Origin of the sequence: Gordonia prachuapensis, from assembly GCF_036350515.1 — a bacterium.
Classification (GTDB): domain Bacteria; phylum Actinomycetota; class Actinomycetes; order Mycobacteriales; family Mycobacteriaceae; genus Gordonia; species Gordonia prachuapensis.
This window is the reverse complement of record NZ_JAZDUE010000008.1, coordinates 104,015-121,028: the sequence shown is the minus strand read 5'-3', so window position 1 is coordinate 121,028 and position 17,014 is coordinate 104,015. Positions and strand designations below refer to the sequence as shown.

15 protein-coding genes are annotated in these 17,014 nt (G+C 64.4%); 3 read left to right on the top strand and 12 right to left on the bottom strand.

Translation table 11 applies throughout. The annotated features are described in order from the left end of the window. Window positions 1–159: 159 nt before the first annotated feature. From V1Y59_RS11345 to dctP, 3 genes are read right to left on the bottom strand one after another with little or no spacing between them, the layout of a single operon-like run. Window positions 160–1,443, bottom strand: a complete 1,284-nt coding sequence (locus V1Y59_RS11345; RefSeq protein ID WP_330505068.1) for a TRAP transporter large permease — start codon at window positions 1,441–1,443, stop codon at window positions 160–162. Further along, window positions 1,440–2,138, bottom strand: a complete 699-nt coding sequence (locus V1Y59_RS11340; RefSeq protein ID WP_330505067.1) for a TRAP transporter small permease — start codon at window positions 2,136–2,138, stop codon at window positions 1,440–1,442. Before V1Y59_RS11340 ends, V1Y59_RS11345 begins: the two co-directional genes overlap by 4 nt. Beyond that, window positions 2,135–3,181: a TRAP transporter substrate-binding protein DctP gene (gene dctP, locus V1Y59_RS11335; RefSeq protein WP_330505066.1), complete on the bottom strand. Its 1,047-nt coding sequence runs from the start codon at window positions 3,179–3,181 to the stop codon at window positions 2,135–2,137. Before dctP ends, V1Y59_RS11340 begins: the two co-directional genes overlap by 4 nt. Before the next feature lie 212 nt (window positions 3,182–3,393). On the opposite strand from dctP, the gene V1Y59_RS11330 reads away from it, so the two are divergent. The 3 genes from V1Y59_RS11330 to V1Y59_RS11320 all read left to right on the top strand — a co-directional run bounded on the left by V1Y59_RS11330 (window position 3,394) and on the right by V1Y59_RS11320 (window position 6,306). Beyond that, the gene (locus V1Y59_RS11330; protein WP_330505065.1) at window positions 3,394–4,113 is read left to right on the top strand and encodes a GntR family transcriptional regulator; all 720 of its coding nucleotides are present in this window, start codon (window positions 3,394–3,396) and stop codon (window positions 4,111–4,113) included. A 215-nt stretch (window positions 4,114–4,328) separates the two neighbouring features. After that, complete coding sequence (locus tag V1Y59_RS11325; RefSeq protein ID WP_348537235.1) at window positions 4,329–5,318, top strand: alpha/beta hydrolase; 990 nt, start codon at window positions 4,329–4,331, stop codon at window positions 5,316–5,318. Between the two features lie 67 nt (window positions 5,319–5,385). Beyond that, on the top strand, window positions 5,386–6,306 hold the full coding sequence (locus V1Y59_RS11320; RefSeq protein ID WP_330505064.1) for an alpha/beta hydrolase: 921 nt from the start codon (window positions 5,386–5,388) through the stop codon (window positions 6,304–6,306). Between the two features lie 91 nt (window positions 6,307–6,397). On the opposite strand, the gene V1Y59_RS11315 is transcribed toward V1Y59_RS11320, so the two are convergent. From V1Y59_RS11315 to V1Y59_RS11275, 9 genes are all read right to left on the bottom strand, one after another. After that, the gene (locus V1Y59_RS11315; protein ID WP_330505063.1) at window positions 6,398–7,543 is read right to left on the bottom strand and encodes a CaiB/BaiF CoA transferase family protein; all 1,146 of its coding nucleotides are present in this window, start codon (window positions 7,541–7,543) and stop codon (window positions 6,398–6,400) included. Beyond that, the gene (locus tag V1Y59_RS11310) at window positions 7,540–8,331 is read right to left on the bottom strand and encodes an enoyl-CoA hydratase/isomerase family protein (RefSeq protein WP_330505062.1); all 792 of its coding nucleotides are present in this window, start codon (window positions 8,329–8,331) and stop codon (window positions 7,540–7,542) included. The genes V1Y59_RS11315 and V1Y59_RS11310 overlap by 4 nt, the downstream gene beginning before the upstream one ends. A gap of 48 nt (window positions 8,332–8,379) precedes the next feature. Further along, window positions 8,380–9,498, bottom strand: a complete 1,119-nt coding sequence (locus tag V1Y59_RS11305; protein WP_330505061.1) for a CaiB/BaiF CoA transferase family protein — start codon at window positions 9,496–9,498, stop codon at window positions 8,380–8,382. A gap of 73 nt (window positions 9,499–9,571) precedes the next feature. Beyond that, on the bottom strand, window positions 9,572–10,747 hold the full coding sequence (locus tag V1Y59_RS11300; protein ID WP_330505060.1) for an acyl-CoA dehydrogenase family protein: 1,176 nt from the start codon (window positions 10,745–10,747) through the stop codon (window positions 9,572–9,574). 10 nt (window positions 10,748–10,757) lie between these two features. Further along, window positions 10,758–12,704: an AMP-binding protein gene (locus V1Y59_RS11295; RefSeq protein WP_330505059.1), complete on the bottom strand. Its 1,947-nt coding sequence runs from the start codon at window positions 12,702–12,704 to the stop codon at window positions 10,758–10,760. A 35-nt stretch (window positions 12,705–12,739) separates the two neighbouring features. Further along, window positions 12,740–13,213, bottom strand: a complete 474-nt coding sequence (locus V1Y59_RS11290) for a MaoC family dehydratase (protein ID WP_330505058.1) — start codon at window positions 13,211–13,213, stop codon at window positions 12,740–12,742. Between the two features lie 181 nt (window positions 13,214–13,394). Next, window positions 13,395–14,288, bottom strand: coding sequence for an HpcH/HpaI aldolase/citrate lyase family protein (locus V1Y59_RS11285; protein ID WP_330505057.1), 894 nt, complete (start codon window positions 14,286–14,288; stop codon window positions 13,395–13,397). A gap of 51 nt (window positions 14,289–14,339) precedes the next feature. Continuing rightward, window positions 14,340–15,554 carry a CaiB/BaiF CoA transferase family protein gene (locus V1Y59_RS11280; protein WP_330505056.1) on the bottom strand — a complete coding sequence of 405 codons (1,215 nt, stop codon included), beginning with the start codon at window positions 15,552–15,554 and terminating at the stop codon, window positions 14,340–14,342. Window positions 15,555–15,615: 61 nt separating this feature from the next. Further along, complete coding sequence (locus tag V1Y59_RS11275) at window positions 15,616–17,010, bottom strand: MmgE/PrpD family protein (RefSeq protein ID WP_330505055.1); 1,395 nt, start codon at window positions 17,008–17,010, stop codon at window positions 15,616–15,618. Window positions 17,011–17,014 lie beyond the last annotated feature (4 nt).

The window sequence follows — 17,014 nt, the reverse complement described above, 5'->3', positions numbered from 1 at the left end:
TCGACGATCGCACTGAGCGTGGCACTTGTTCGGTCTGACGTGCCAGGGGTCAGCGGCACCCCGCTGATGAGTAAAGCAAGCTGGGTCTCTACATCGAACTGCCGCAACAACGCTCGAAGCATGGCGGCGAACTACGCGCCTCCACCTCTGGACCAGGCATCACATCGAATTCGGCAGCCACAGAACTATTTCCGGCCACAGGACGAAGAGCACGGCGACAGCAAGCATGGCGGCCGCATACGGTGCGGCACCACGGAACACCTCAACCGTATCCCGCCCCGCAGAACGTGCGACGACAAACACGTTGAGGCCCAACGGGGGTGAGATCAGACCGATCTCACCCATCAGCACCACGAAGACGCCGAACCACACAGCGTCGTAGCCGAGCGTCTCGACCAGGGGAAGAACGATGGGCACGGTCAACGCGATGATCGCCACCTGATCCATGACGAACCCGAGGAACAGGTACAGAATGGTGATCAGTGCCATGATGACCAGCGCGGGAACCGCCAGGCCGCTGACCCATGAGACGAGAGACTGCGCCGCCTTAGTTTCGGTGAACGCATAGCCGAACACATGTGCCGCGATCACGATCGCGAAGATCATCGCGCTGGACTTGACAGTCTCGACGATTGCCTCGACCACTCCTGCCCACGAGAACCTGCGTCGCGCCACCACCAACAGCAATGCCGCCAGGCAGCCGATCGCGGCGGACTCCGTAGGTGTGGCGAGGCCGAAGTAGATGGCGCCCACGACCGCCCCGAAGATCACCAGAACGGGAAGGGCCTGCACCGACGCCCGCAGCTTGGCCGGCCAGGTCGAGCGGACACCGCGCGGAACGCTGGACCGGTCACGCAGAATCGGGATGAACATGGTCAGCAGCAACGCGAAAGCGATGATGACACCGGGCACGAGCCCGGCAATGATCAAGTCACCGACGCTCGCCTCGGCGGTCACCGCATAGAAGACGAGGATGATGCTCGGGGGGATCATCCCGGCCAGGGTCCCGACCGACGCAACGATCCCTGTCGCCGTCGTGGGCCGGTATCCTTCGTCGATCATCCGACCGCTGGTGGTCTTCGCCAGCGTCGCCGCAGCAGCCGTCGACGAACCCGAAACCGCGGAGAATCCGACACCGGCCATCGTCGAGGCGATCCCCGTGCCACCCGGTGTCCGGCCGAAGATCGTGCGGCCCGCGTCGAACAACGAGTCGACCATGCCGGACAGCAGCATGAAGTGTGCCATCAGGATGAACAGTGGGATGGCCGATAGCGAGAGGCTCTGTACCGAGGTCACCGGAATCACCTCGAGTACGCCTTCTGTGGGCCTCACGCCGATGAGCAACAGCAAGCCGATGAGACCGGATGCCATGATCGCGAACGAGACCGGCACCCGAACCACGATCAGCCCCACGAGAATGACGAGCAGTATCGCCGCGATCATCGGACCGCCTCCTTCTCCTTGGCCGAAGCGGCCGTATACTCCGGGGATGCCCCGTCGGTCTCGTCCGCATGCCCTGGTGTCTGGTCGGGTCGATCGCCCGGATCGTAGTCGGTCACCGGTCTTGTCCACGGCCCCAACAGTTCCCGGAGCAGGTCGATCGCGACGATCACGATTCCCGCGGACATCGACACCGGCACGATCGCTCGCCAGACCCAGCTGGGGATCACCAGCTCTGACGATCCGGGGACCGGTGATTCACCGGTGGTGAACGAGAACACGGTGGCCTGCAGACCGGGGTAACCCAGCGCCACCATGCCGGCCAGAACGACGAGATACCCTGCGAGCAGCAGTATTTTGCGTCGTGCGGGCGCCAAGCTGTTGAACACGCTGCCGACGGCGACGTGGGCTCCACTTCGATACGCGGTCACCATGCCGAAGAACGCTGTTGCGGGCAGCAGGTAGAACTCGATGAACGACACCGACCATCCGAGTGGTGATTCGAAGATCGCCCGGGAGAGGACCTCGACCACCGTCAACACGGTCGTCGCGAGGATTGCTGCACCGGCGATGACGCCACATACCGCGGATATCCCGTTCTGCACCCGATCGAGACGTGGATGATCCGCAGTCCGGTATCCGAAGACCGTGCGCTCAGCAGATCCATGCCGGTACGGGTGAACAATGCTCCCGGTCATCGGTTCTCACCGTCCAGGCGACGCTGGAACTCGTCGAGGACGTCACCGGCCGGCATTCCGACGGACGTGAGGTCGTCGACCCACCGTTCACGCACCGGCTCGAGTGCATCATCCCAGGCCTGCTCGTTCTCGGCCACCTCGGTGATCTCGATGCCACCTGCCGCCATGTCGTCCATCGCTTCCTTCGATACCTTCGTCAATGTGTCGCAACCGCTTTGTTGAGCAACTCTCGATGCCTCCATCAGCACGTTTCGCTGTTCTGAGTCGAGCTCTTCCCAGGCCTGCTGACTGGTCGAGTAGAGAACGGTGGTACTGCTCAAGTTCGCCCCTGACGTGGAGTACCCCAACACGTCTTCCAACCCGTACGGCGCCACGCTGATGGTTGTCAGCAGCGCCCCGGCGACGGTCTTGCGCGCCACGGCTTCATACAGATCGGGGCCCGAGATCTGAACCGGTGCCGCGCCGAGTCCGGCGACGACGCGGTCGCCGACCCCACCGAAGGATCTGATCAACATCCCACCGAGATCAGCCGGGCGGGCGATCCGCCGATCGCTGGTGAATATCTCGTACCCAGGAATCGCGATGCCCCACAACGGCAGGGCCTCCTGTCGCTCGATCTCCTGCTCGTAGAGGATGCCGCCGGGACGAACCATGGGCATCAAGGCACCGGTTGCCGCACAGGTGTTCTCGACCAGGCCCGGTAGTTCACCGACACTCGACATCGGCAGTTCGTTCGCGAGGTACGCCGGAATGACCGGCGCGAGGTCGACGGCGCCCGAACGCAACAGATGGAGTGCATCCTTTGCCGTGCCCAACTGTCCAGCGGCGAAGTAGTCGATCTCGAGACCGACGGACGGTCCGTGCTCCTGCAGATACGTCAGGAACGGTTGGGCACCACCCTTCCCGATGGGGTGGGTGGCGGAGAAGCCGTCGGCAAACGTCAGGGTCACGGTGTCCGAAGGGGTTTCCCGAGAACAACCGGCCAACGCGAGGGCGATCGCAACGAGTCCGACCACCACCATCTTCGGTCTTGTCAGGTGCACGGGTCTCCCTACTGCCTTCTTCCACGTGGACGCGGAAGTGCTGAACGTGATCTATCTAACGCATAATATATTAAGTTGCCCAGAGCACAACCCCCGATCGTTGATGGGCCACCGCTTCCTCAGGTGCGCCAACCCCATGACCAGCGAGTCAGATGTCGATCTGCCAGCACATAGGGCACAATGGAGAAAACTGAGTCGAAAGGAGCGGGGCTGTGGCAGCGCAACCATTCTCCGCAGGAGTTCTGCCACGGGGACGTGCCCCCAAGCAGCAACTCTCCGAAGACGTGGCCAGCTACGTCCGCGAATTGATCATCTCCGGTCGGGTGAAGCCGGGCGACTTTCTCCGCACCGAGCCGATCGCCGAGGCCGTGGGCGTCAGCAACACACCGGTCCGGGAGGGACTGCTACTGCTGAGCGGTGAGGGATTCGTCGAGTTGGTGCCCCGTCGCGGTTTCGTGGTCGCGGCATTCAGTCGCCAGGACGTTCGAGACATCTTCTGGGCGCAGGCGGAACTCGCGGCAGAACTGGCCGGTCGCGCAGCCAAGAACATCGCGCCCGAGCAGATCGCTTACCTGCAAGAAGTGACCGACAAGCATGCAGCCGCGGTGACGAGCGGCGCCGACTCCGACACCGTGGTCGCGCTGGGCCACGAGTTCCATCGCACGATCAATCTGGCCGCCGGATCGCGTCGCCTCGCTCTGATGTTGCGCAGCATCGTCAAACAGCTGCCCAATCGGTTCTACAACGAGATCGAGGGCCACGGTGAGGACACCATCGACACCCACCCACAGATTCTCGAGGCTCTCCGGAAACGTCGTTCGAAGGCGGCTGCCAATCTGATGCGGGACCACATCATGTCCGGTGCCGACGAACTCGTCGCCATGCTGGAGAAACAGGGCGTCTGGGACGACGAGGAGCGAACCTCCGCCTGAGCTTCAGCACCCATCACAATCGCCCGCTCACCGACGTGAGCGGGCGATTGTGTTCTCTGTCGTCGGGCGAGCGGGCGGCCGCACGCGCCACTGCCTTTGGGGGAGTCTGACAGCCACTGGTTAGTCCATTCCGGCGCTCCTACCGTCGAAGACACGGCACACGTTGCCGATGCCGAGAACCCGACATCGGCAACAACCGACGAAAGGTCAGCACGATGACGGAGAGCACCAAGACAGGAAACAACCGCCGGGTGGAGACATACGACCCGGGCTACACCGGCGAGATTCGCAGCGTGAAAGTTCCAGCGCTGGCCTGGGATATCGCCGCCAACCTGCTGTTGCCACCGCACTTCGACAGCAGCAAGAAATACCCGGCCGTCGTGTGTGGACACCCGATCGGCAGCTGCAAGGAACAGACGTCCGGCAACATCTACGGGGCCGCGCTCGCGCAGCAGGGCTATGTCGCCATCGCCTTCGATGCGAGTTTCCAAGGCGAATCCGGCGGAGAACCGCGGCTGATCGAGGACCCGACGCAGCGCGTGGCAGACTTCAGTCACGTTGTCGACTTCCTGGTGACACAGGACTTCGTCGACGCCGACCGCATCGCGGTCCTCGGTGTCTGTGGCAGTGGCGGCTACAGCATCAGTGCAGCAAAAACCGAACGTCGATTCCGAGCAGTTGTCAGTGTCACCGGCGTCAACTTCGGACGCCTGATGAACGAGGACTTCTCGCAGTTCGATCCGGTGGCGGCGCTCGAACAGATGGCAGCACAGCGCACCGCGGAAGCACGTGGTGAGGAACTGACGGTCAACAACTACCTGCCGGCGTCACCGGATGAAGCGGAGAAGAACGGCGCCACCGAGGTGGACCTCTACGAGGCGACGCTCTACTACCGCACACCGCGTGGTGAAAAGCCAGGTGGCGCCACGAGTGCACTCTTCTCACACCAGACCACCGCGGTGGGCTGGGATGCATTCACCCGCGCCGAGAAGCTGCTCACCCAGCCTCTGCTGGTTGCCATCGGCGACGTACCCGGATCCTTCGGCGCCTACCGGGACGGCCGGGAGATCTACCGTCGGGCGGCCTCGCAAGACAAGGAACTCGTCGAGATCGCCGGCGGTACCCACTACGACCTCTACGACGAAAAAGACTCTGTGACACAGGTTCTCGATCGGGTTGTCCCGTTCCTGGCCAAGCACGTCTGAACCAGGCAAGCATCTGCGACCGACAACCACATCCGAACACATCAGTGGAAGTATCGAAAGGATCATCATGAGCACGGAAATCGAGATCACGACCCGCAACGGTTACGGCACAACGCTGGCCGCGGTGATCAACCACCCACCGGAGTTCGACGACACCAGGACCTATCCGGCGATCGTGGTCTCACACCCCGGTGGTGGGGTCAAGGAGCAGACGGCCGGGCTGTACGCCCGCAATCTGGCGCAGGACGGTTTCGTCACCATCGCCTACGACGCATCGTTTCAGGGCGCGAGCACCGGGACGCCCAGGCAGCTGGAGAATCCGTTCATCCGCACCGAAGATGTCAGTGCCGTCATCGACCACCTCACCACACTCCCCTATGTGGACAACGATCGAATCGGCGCCATGGGCATCTGTGCCGGCGCCGGGTACACCGTGAACGCGGCGATCAACGACCCGCGGATCAAGGCGGTGGGCACCGTCAGCATGGTCAACATCGGACAGATGTTCCGAAACGGATGGGATGGATCGATCGCCGACGCCGACGCCGCACCGGTTCTCGACCAGGCCGCGCAGGCCCGCACCAGCGACGCGTCCGGTCCCGACGACGGCAATCAGTTCCCGCTGGCACCGATGACCAAGGAGGATGCGCCGAACCCCGAACTCGAAGAGGCGTGGGAGTACTACCACACGCCCCGTTGTGAACACCCCAACGCACCGGGGTGGATGACTGCGCGCAGCCTCAGCCAGATCGTCACCTACGACGCCTTCCACAAGGCCGAGGCGTTTCTCACCCAGCCCCTGCTGTGCATCGCGGGCAGCGCGGCGGGTAGCAAGTGGATGAGCGACGATGCCTTCGCGCGCGCAGCCAGCACCGACAAGACGTTCCACGTCGTCGAGGGCGCCAACCACATGTCGCTCTACGACGGTGACGCCGAGGTCAAGGAAGCGGTGTCTCAGCTCGGACCGTTCTTCACCGACCGGCTGTGATTCCCGCGCGGTGAACACCGCACCCTGCACTCCCCCGGCCACCGATCCGCAGCAGGTGACCGGGGGAGTTCGACGCGGGCGATGCCGAGGATCAGAGGTGTGCGGCAACCTCGGCGCGCACGGCATCGGTATGTTCGCCCAGAGCCGGGACGCGGCCCGTCGGCCCCTCCCAGTGGGTGGCCAATGCCGGCGGCCTCAACGCCGGGACCGGGCCCGATGGAGTGCCGATGTCGTGCCAGCGACCGCGGTCGGCGAGTTGTTGATGCCCGGCGAGATCGGCAACCGTGTTCAGGCGCGCGTTCCCGATACCGGCGTCGTCGGCAACCGACTGGATCTCCGCCAGTGTGTGCTCCACACACCAGGCCGAGAGCACCTCGTCGAGTTCATCGCGGGCACGCACGCGGTCCTCGTTGTGCGCGTAGCGATCGTCGCCGGCGAGTTCGGGGCGCCCGATCATCTGGGCCAGCCGCGCGAACTCACGATCGTTGGTGGTTCCGAGCACAGCCGTCTGCCCGTCGGCGGTCGGATATGCCCCGTACGGCGCGATCATCGGGGAGCCCATGCCCACCGGTTCCGGCTCCGTTCCGCCGTGAATGTAGCCATTGAGTGCGAAACCCATCATCTCCGCGACGGTGTCGAGCATCGCGATGGGGATCACCGCACCGCGACCTGTCTTCTCGCGCGCATAGAGTGCAGCGACAATCGACGAGTAGGCGTAAAGCGCCGTCCCGATGTCGGCGATCGGGATTCCCGGTTTGGCCGGGTGTCCGTGTGTACCGGTGATGCTGCACGACCCCGACTCGGCCTGGATGAGCAGGTCGTAGGCACGCTTGTGGTCGAGTGGGCCGCCCTTGCCGTAGCCGGAGATGTCGACGATGACCATACGCGGAAACCGCTGGGCCAGTTCGTCGACGGCGAGTCCAAGTCGATCCAAGGCTCCCGGTGCGAGGTTGGACACAAGCACATCTGCCGTCGACAGCAGCGCCGTCAGCACCGCGAGGTCGTCGGGAGCCTTGAGATCCAGCGCCACCGATTCCTTGCCGTGATTGAGCCACACGAAATGCGCGGACATGCCGTCCACCACGCTGTCGTAGTGACGGGTCGAGTCACCCAGACCAGGGTTCTCCACCTTGATGACACGGGCACCGAGATCGGCGAGGTGCCGTGTACACAGCGGCGCCGAGATCGCCTGTTCCAGACCGATCACAGTGATTCCTTCGAGTGGCCTGACAGTCATGGGAAGTTCGGCTCCCGCTTCTCCCGGTGTGACGCAACGCCTTCCACGACCTCGGGTCCCCCGAAGCCATAGAACTCCATCCCCCACGACGCGTCAAAGATCGGCATCGCCTGCCGATACCAGTTGTTTAGTGCGTGTTTGGTCAGTTGCAGGGCACTGCGTGCCCCTCCCGCGAGTCTGTCGGCGATCTCCATCGCCTTCTCCTGCACCTGATCGTCATCCACACACACCGACACCATGCCGATACGCTCGGCCTCCTCGCCGGTGAGGATCTCGTTGGTGAGCAGATGATATTTGGCCTTGGCCATACTCGTCAGCAACGGCCAGCACACGGCCGCGTGGTCGCCCGCGGCCACGCCGAGGCGAACGTGTCCGTCGACGATCTTGGCCCTGCGTCCGGCGACGGAGATGTCGGCCAACAATGCCGCCACGAGCCCTGCGCCGGCCGCCGGCCCGTTGATCGCCGAGATTATCGGCTGCGGGGTCTCAATGATGTTGCGCACCAGTTCGCGCGCTTCCCGCATCACGCGAGTACGCGAAGAGAAGTCGCCGACCATCTCCTCGACCAGGTCGAACGAACCGCCCGCGGAGAAGGCCCGCTCCCCCGCACCCCGGATCAGCACCACCCGGGTGTCATCATCCTTCGAGATCGCTGTCCACACCTCGGCGAGGTCGGCATGCATCTGCGATCCCACGGCGTTGAGGTTGGGCGCTTCCAACATGATTCGCAGAACCGCAGGCGACGGACGATCGATCGTTAGCGTCTCGAACTCGTCATAGTTCTTCACGTGTAACCGTTACCTTTCTGGGTCGATTGCGCTCCATCCCGACACGGCTCACTGCGAGGCCCATTGCGCAACGACATCACGCACCGACAACAGGTCACGGGGCGGTCGAGCAGGTGTGCGGGCCGGAGTGCGGCTCAACCGCGGCGCCGGCGCCGAGTGCAGCACTCCATCCACCTCCTGATACATCGAGCGGTCCGCGTTGTGCGGGACAACGGCCGCCTCGTCGAAGGTGAGTACCGGCGTCACGCATGCGTCGGTACCAGCGTAGATCGCGGCCCATTCGTCGCGGCCACGTTGTTTGACCGCGTCGGCGATGAGTTCTCGGAGCAGTGGCCACCGGTCCCGATCGTTCTGATCCGGCCATGTCTCGGTGTCGACACCGAGCCGGGAAACGAACTCGGCGTAGAAGTCCGGCTCGAGTGCCCCCACGGCGAGGTGGCCGCCATCGGCGCATCGGTACGTGTCGTAGAACGGTGCACCCGAATCGAGGAAGTTCGTGCCCGGATCGTCCGCGTACAGTCCGGCAGCGCGCAGCCCTTGCAGCTTGGCGGTCAGCAACGCCACGCCGTCGATCATCGCCGCATCGATCACCTGCCCGTGACCGGAGGTACGGGCTTCGAGCAGCGCACACACGATGCCGTACGCGGCAACGGTGCCACCACCGGCGTAGTCACCCAACAGGTTGATCGGCGGCCGAGGCGCCTCACCGCGCCGCGCCATCGCGTACAGCGCACCGGTTTGCGCCACGTAGTTGATGTCGTGGCCGGCCTCGTGGGCGTGCGATCCGGACTGTCCATAGCCGGTCATTCGCGTGAACACCAGACGTGGATTGTGTTCCAGCAGAACATTTGGGCCCAAGCCCAGACGCTCGACCACACCGGGCCGGTAGCCCTCGACGAACACATCGGCCGACGACACGAGTTCGAGCACCTCATCGATGCCATCGGAACTCTTGAGATCGATCGCGACGGAGTCGACGTGACGGTTGACCGGGTCGGCATCATCGCGAAGGGTATCCGTCTGACTCAAAGTGCGTGCACTGCGGTGAGCCGGCCGCGTCACCCGGACGACATGGGCGCCCATGTCGGCCAACAGCATCGACACAAAGGGGACCGGCCCCATCCCGGCGAGGACGAGGACACGAACACCGTGCAGTGGTCCACTCATGGTTGTTGACTCCTTGTGGTGTGCCCGGCATCCCCTGTGATCCAGCAGGATGCCGGGCGGTCTGGGTTGCGTCTCAGTACGACCGGGGCAAACCGAGGACTTGCTGAGCGATGTAGTTGCGCACCATCTCCTGCGAGAACGGTGCGTTACGCAGCAAGCGCACCTCCCGCCAGAGACGCTCGATGTGGTACTCCTTGGCGTAGGCGTACCCGCCGAGGGTGGAGAAGACCCGGTCACAGGCCTCGAATCCGGCTTCGGCACCGAGGTATTTGGCGGCGGCTGATTCGTGGCCGCAGTCCTGATGGTTGTCGAAGAGCTCGGCGGCGTGCATCGCCATCCGTTCCGCGGCTTCGAGGCGAATCCAGGAGTCGGCCAGCGGGTGTGCCACGGCTTGGTTCTGGCCGATGGGTCGGTCGAACACCACGCGGTTCTTGGCGTACTCGGCGCCGATCTCCAGCGCCGCGCGGCCGAGCCCGACACCCTCCATGGCCACGACGATGCGCTCCGGGTTCAGACCATCGATGATGTAGTAGAAGCCCTTGCCGACCTCACCGACGACGTCCTCGTCCGGCACGAACAGGTTGTCGATGAACAGTTCGTTGGTGTCGATGGCGGCACGACCGAGCTTGTCGATCTCGCGGACGGTGACATTCTCGCGGTTCATCTCGGCGAAGAAGATCGTCATGCCCGCGAGTGGCTTCGCGTCGTCACGGGGCGAGGTGCGCGCCAGGAGCAGAATCCGTTGTGCGTTCTGCGCGTTGGTGATGAACACCTTCTGGCCGTTGATGACCCAGCCGCCGTCGACCTTGGTGGCCTTGGTCTTGATGCGTGAGGTGTCCACGCCTGCAGTGGGTTCGGTGATCCCGAACGCGGTGAGCATATCGCCGGATGCCAGTTGCGGTAGATACTTGCGTTTCATGTCCTCCGAGCCGTACCGGACGATCGGCGCCGGCGGGAAGACGTAGAAGTGGACGGCCGATCCACCGCTCATCCCACCACCGGATCCCGCGATCTCGCCCATCATGACCGCGGCTTCCCGCAGTCCCAGGCCGATGCCGCCGTACTCCTCGGGGATCATCGCGCCCAACCAGCCCCCCTCGGCAAAGGCCTTGACAAACTCCCACGGATACTTGTGGTTGTTGTCGCAGTCGAGCCAGTAATCGTGGTCGAACTTCCGTGCGAGTTCCCGCGTTGTGTTGCGGATCAGGTCCAGATCGGGTGCCTCGGTGGACTGGTCGGTGGTTGTCATGTCGATCTCCTCAGTTGGTTCGGGTCGGGATGTCGTCGAGCGGGGTCGCCGGGTCGAGCGAGGACAGATCCCCGGCCGGCTCGCCGAGATAACGGGAACGGATCATGCGGCGCATCAACTTGCCGTTCTTGGTCTTCGGCAGGGTCGCCACGGCGATCACCGTCGGCGCGAATGACTTGCCGGCGTTGGCGAGCGCCGTTTCCTGGAGGTCGTCATGGCTTTCTGCGGCATCGCGGAGCACCACGAACGCAACGGCACGCTGGCCACGCATCTCATCGGGTACGCCGATCACGGCAACCTCCGCGACGCGGGGGTCCCGCAGGACCGCGGCCTCGATCTCGGCCGGACCGACCCGCCGCCCCGACAGCTTCAGGGTGTCGTCGGAACGCCCATGAATCCGCCACATCCCCTCGGCATCGACGCTGACGAGGTCGCCATGAACCCACACATCGTCGAAGCGCTGCCAGTAGGTGGCGACATAGCGGTCCCGGTCGTTCCAGAACGAATGCGTCATTCCAGGGAAGGTGTTGCGTACGGCCAGTTCACCGATCTCGCCCGCCACGTCGTCACCGTTGTCGTCCAGGACGGTCACGTCGACGCCGGGCAGCGGCCCGCTGAACGCCGCGGCGGCGGCGGGAAAGCACGGATAGCCGACCAGAATGCCGCCGCCGACCTCGGTTCCGCCGCTGTAGTTGATGATCGGGCGTCGTCGGCCACCGAACTCGTCGAACAACCACCACCAGGTGGGATCGTCCCAGGCCTCGCCGGTCGACACGAACGAGCGCAGCGTCGGAACGTCGACGATCGCATCGACACCGGCGGCACGCAGGGCGCGGGCCGCCGTGGGAGCGATGCCCTGGACCGTCACTCCGTTGCGGTTGACGATGTCCCACATACGACTCGGGGTCGGATGGATGGGCAGGCCTTCGATCATCACGATCGTCGCCCCGAGTTGCAATGGCCCCGTCATCAGCATCGGGCCGACCAACCAGCCGAGGTCGGTGATCCAGCAGACCACATCATCGGCGTGTACGTCGAAGCCGTAGGCGAAATCGACCGCGGTCTTGACGGCGAATCCACCGTGGGAGTGCACGATCCCCTTCGGCCGGCCGGTGGTGCCGGATGTGTACACGATGCAGAGCGGGTCGTTGGCATCCATGGAAGCGGTGGGCACAGGGGCCGGGTCGGACGGGAGTTCGTCGTAGTAGACGTCGCGCCCGTCCTGCATGCCCACATCGGTGCCGAGATGCCGGATCACCACGACCGATCTCACCGACGGTGATGCGTCGACAGCCGCATCGGCCGTGGACTTCATGTCGATGGTTTTGCCTCGACGTGTGGTGCCATCGGCGGTGATCAACGCGACCGCCTCGGAGTCCTGCAGCCGGGTGGCCAACGCGTCGGCGGCGTAGCCGCTGAAGGTCGGCACGGCAACGGCACCCAGCTTCGCGATGGCCAGGAATGCCACCGCTGCCTCGGGCACCACCGGCATGAACAGGGCGACGCGGTCCCCGCGGCGCACGCCGAGACCGGTCAGGTTGGCGGCGAACCGCTCGACTTCATTGTCGAGTTCGGCGAAGGTCAACGTCCGTCGCTGACCGCCGTCTCCCTCGTAGATGACCGCGGTCTTGTCGGACAGGTCTCCCTGCGCATGGCGGCGGGCGCAGAGGTCGGCGACGTTGATCCGTCCGCCGGTGAACCACCGGGGGAACGGCTTTCCGTCCGACTCGTCACGTGCGGTCTCGAACGCAGTGCTGAACTCGACGCCGAGATCGGCAGTGACTGCACGCCAGAACCATTCCGGGTCGGCGATCGCCTTGCGATTGAGCGCCTGGAATCCTGCACGGTCGTCACTGAATCCCCACGCGCGTAGGGCCGCAAGGAGACGACTTCGCTCCTTCACCGCCTCGCCGGGTTGCCAGGCGGCGTCGGCGACGACCTGTGTTCGGTCGGTCATGTCGGTTCACTCCACTCGATGCTCGATGTGTCTGGTCAGGCAGGCTGAGACTCGGCGAGCGACGACTTCTTGATCATCAGTCCGACCCGAGTGGTGTCACACACGATCTCGTCGCGTTGGTTGATCCCCTGATGACGGAAGGTGACGATGCCGGAGTCGTCGCGGCTCTTGGACTCGCGGACCGCCACGATTTCGGTGCGGACCCGGATGGTGTCCCCGTGAAAGACCGGCTTGGGGAACTTGGTTTCTTGGAACCCCAAGTTGCCCAGTGTGGTGCCATATGTGGTCTCGTGCATGGAGATGCCGCACACCAAACCGTGCACGAACAGGCTGTTCATCAGTCGCTGTCCATGGATCGAGTCCTTGCTGTACTCGGCGTCCAGATGCAGCGGAGCCATGTTGAGGGTCATCGTCGAGAAGAGCACGTTGTCGGTCTCGGTGACGGTACGGCGCACCTCGTGATCGATGATCTGACCGGGTTCGAATTCTTCGAAATACAGGCCTGGCATGGTCCCATTTCCTTCCGTTTTAAATATTGTGCGTTGTCTGTGGTACTGGGTCTCGATACGCCGCTCACTTCGTTCGCGGCTACTCGACCAGCGCCGGGGTTGGGCTGCTCGACCGGCGGCGGAGTTGCGGCTACCCGACCAGCGGCGAGGTTGCGGCTACCCGACCAGCGGCGGGCTTGCCTCAGGCGGTTGCTGATACCGCATCTGCCAGCGCGATAACACCTTCGGCGGTCTTCACGTGCGCGATGTCGATGTGCTGCCCCTCGAAATCCACTGCCGCGCTGCCGGCGGCCTCGGCCTCGCGGAAGGCCTCGATCATCCGCCGGTATCGGTCGACCAGTTCGGGTTCGGGGGTGAAGACCTCGTTGGAGATCGCGACATGCGAGGGGTGGATGCACACCATCCCGCGGTAGCCGAGTTGCCGATTGTCGAGGCAGAACTGCCGCATGCCGTCGAGATCTTTGATGTCCTGCCAGACACCGGCCACCGGATGGTGCAAGCCGGCTGCGCGGGCGGCCAGGACAATTCGGCTCCGCAGATATAGCGTTTCGAGTCCGCCAGGGGTGAACTCGAAGCCGAGCTCGCGGCCGACGTCGGCGCTGGGCCCGGTGGCTCCGAGCAGGCTCGCCACTCGGGGGCTGGCGGCAGCGACCTCTTCGCAGTGGGCCATCGAGAAGGCGGTCTCGTAGCTGACGATGAGGCCGATCGTGTTGTGGTCGATGCCCCGGACCTCTTCCAGGTGCGAGACGACCGCGTCGATCCGCACGATCTCCTCGGCGTCGAGCACCTTCGGCAGAAACAGGCCGGCCAACCCCGGCCGTACCACGCCCTCGAGGTCCAGGCTCTGAATGCCGCTGCCCTTGCTGTTCGGCCGCACCCAGACGTCTGCGTGACCGGCATCGGCGGCGAGCCGATCGATGGTGGCGACGACGGTCGAGCGCGCCTCGTCCTTATCGGACACCGGGACCGAATCCTCCAGGTCCAGGATGACCGCATCGGCGCCCGAAGCGATTCCCTTGTCTGCCCAACTCGGTTTGTGGCCGGGAACGAAAAGCATGGAACGGTAGGGGTTCACGAGTCCTCCTTATTCACGGTGGAAAGGGCTGTCTGATCTGGTTGTCGCACTTCAGGTGTCGGTACCGTCCAGGTCGAGGACTCCGGACGCGGCCAGTTCGTCGATGGTCTCGTCGGAGTAGACCTCTCGGGCGACGTCGCGACTATCGGCACCGACACGCGGAGCAACCGGGCTGCGCTCGGGACGTTCGCCGCCGAATCGCCATGGGGGCCGCATCAGCGCGAGCCCATCGTGCTGAATGTCGGCGAGCTGCAACCACTTCACCTGATCGCTCTCGAGGTAACCGGTCACCGAGAGCACCGGCGCAAACGGCACATCCTGCTCGGTGAGACGCTTCTCCCACTCGGCGTACGAGCGGGTGGCGAACTCGGCCTCGACGACCTTGACCAGTTCGAAGTAGTGGGCCTCGCGTGGACGGTAGACGGCGAAGCGCGGGTCCTCGGCGAGATCGGGCCGCTCCATCGCGGCGCACAGCGCGTGCCAGAACTTCTGCGACGACGACAGGTGTACGGCCATGAACTCTCCGGTCGAGGTCTCCACGCAGAAGTTCTGCGCCTGCGGGTGACGACTCTGTCGGTCGGGGTCCTTGCCGAGTTCGAAGGCCTGAGTGATCGAGTCGGTGGTCAGCGTGCTGACGGCCTCCATGATCGATGTCTGCACGTGTTGGCTTTCGCCGGTCTTCAGGCGCCCGACGAGAGCCGCCAACACTCCTGTGGCGGTGGAAAGTCCGGTGACCAGGTCGGCGGACAGGCCGCCGGCGAGCTGCGGGTGCCCGGCGTCGCCGAAGATCGAGTACAGGCCGCCGAATGCGTGGCCGATGGTGTCGTAGGCGGGGCGGTTGGCCAGCGGGCCACCCTCCCCGAATCCGGTCACCGACCCGTAGACAACGTCTGGTCGCAGCGCTCGGCAGTCTTCCAGTCCGAGGCCGAGAGCGTCGGCCTTGCCGGGCCGCAGGTTCTCCAGCACGACGTCGAAACGGGGGATCAATGCCTTGACAAGGGCGACACCTTCGGGCGTCTTGAGGTCGACGGCGAGGCTGCGCTTGCCGGCGTTGTACTGCCGGAAGTACGGGCTCTGTTCGTTCTGCAGGCGGCGGAAGTCCTCGCCGACCTCGGGGCGTTCGACCTTGACCACCTCGGCACCCAGGGAGCACAACAGCGAGGTCCCGAAGGGGAGGGCGATATAGCCCCCGATCTCGAGGATGCGAAGCCCATCAAGGGGTTTGTGCTGCATTGTCCACTCCTGGTCGGCTATGGCGTGTGCCACAACAATATATTATCCATAATCTCAGAGCAAGGGTTTGTGCTGATCAGATGATCTCTGATCGTCACCGGACGAGCAGCGACACCAGTTCGGCCACCGGCATCGCCGGGTCCGCCTTGTTGATGACCCGCAGGAGCTCGTCGCTGCGCTCTGCCCCGAGATTCGTCACGGTCAGGTCGCGGAACTTGGCGTCCAGGTCGGCCTGTGTCATCGGTTTGTCGGCCGATCCGATCGAGTCCTCGACGAACAGATGCTCCGCACTGCCGTCGGTGAAGACGACCGTGATGTCGGCGACCATCTTCGTCGGGTATGCGGTGCCGAGCTCGGGCTTCACCGCAATGCTCACACGCTGGGCGAATGCGCCCAGCTCGCCGGTCGTGCTGACGTCCAGATCGCCCTCGAGATACGTCTTGTGCGTCTCGTATCCATTGCCCCTGCCCAGTACCGCGAGTGAGAACTGAAACGGCAGGCTGTACTGCAGATGCTCGATCTGCCGGGGGGCCCACGCGTTGACGTTGCGGTTGCCCACCACCACGTCACCGGCGGACTGGATTCCGAGTTCAACTCGCTCGATGTCGGCGACGCGGTCCGCGAACTGCCGTGCGCCGTCGATGAACGCGTGGTTGTAACCGCAACAGCAATACGGCTTGATCAGCGGCCCCGCGATCTCATACGGCCGCTCGGGCGCGAATAGTCGCGCGTCGTCGTCGGTGACCTCGTTGACGACGAAGGTACTGAAGAAGCCCTTTCCGCCGGTGAGGAAGGACAACGGTCCGGTGATCCCGGCCTCGGCCATCTCCGCCGCGCGGATACCGTTGCGTGTCCCGATACCGGAGTGCACACGTTTCACCGAGCCGCCCGAGGACGTGTACTCGGTGGTTCCGGCGCTGTGGCTGAAGGCGATCGACAGTGCATGCATCGTTGTCTCGAGGTCGAAGCCGCGCATCTTGGCGACCACCGCGGCCGCGCCGAACGGTGTCAGCACCGCGTGCGGGTGGAATCCCCGTTGCAACAGATCCGGTGCGGCCAGCGTGCCGATCCGGGTGTAGACCTCGTAGCCGGCCACCGCGCCTTCGATGACCTGACGCATCGTCGCGCCCATCTCCTCGCCGACGGCCAGGGCTGCGGCGATGACGGCGCTACCCGGATGGCTCAGGCTGGCGCTGTGGGCGTCGTCGTATTCGAAGCTGTGCCCGTAGGTGGCGTTGACGAAGGCCGCGTCACCGGCGCTCGTCTGTTCGCCGGTCAGCACGATCCGCGCGGTCCCGGGCACGTGCACCCTGCGGGTCAGGTCGAGCACCGATCGGCACCAGGGCAGGCTGGCGCAGCCGACCTGTAGAGACAACTGGTCCTGGAGGAGTCGGTTCGCTCCGGCCAGGCCGTCCGCCGGCAACGTGTCGTAGTCGATGTCGAGAACCAGTTGCGCGACAGCCTGTTCGACGGTGGGAAAATTGCTCACGTGT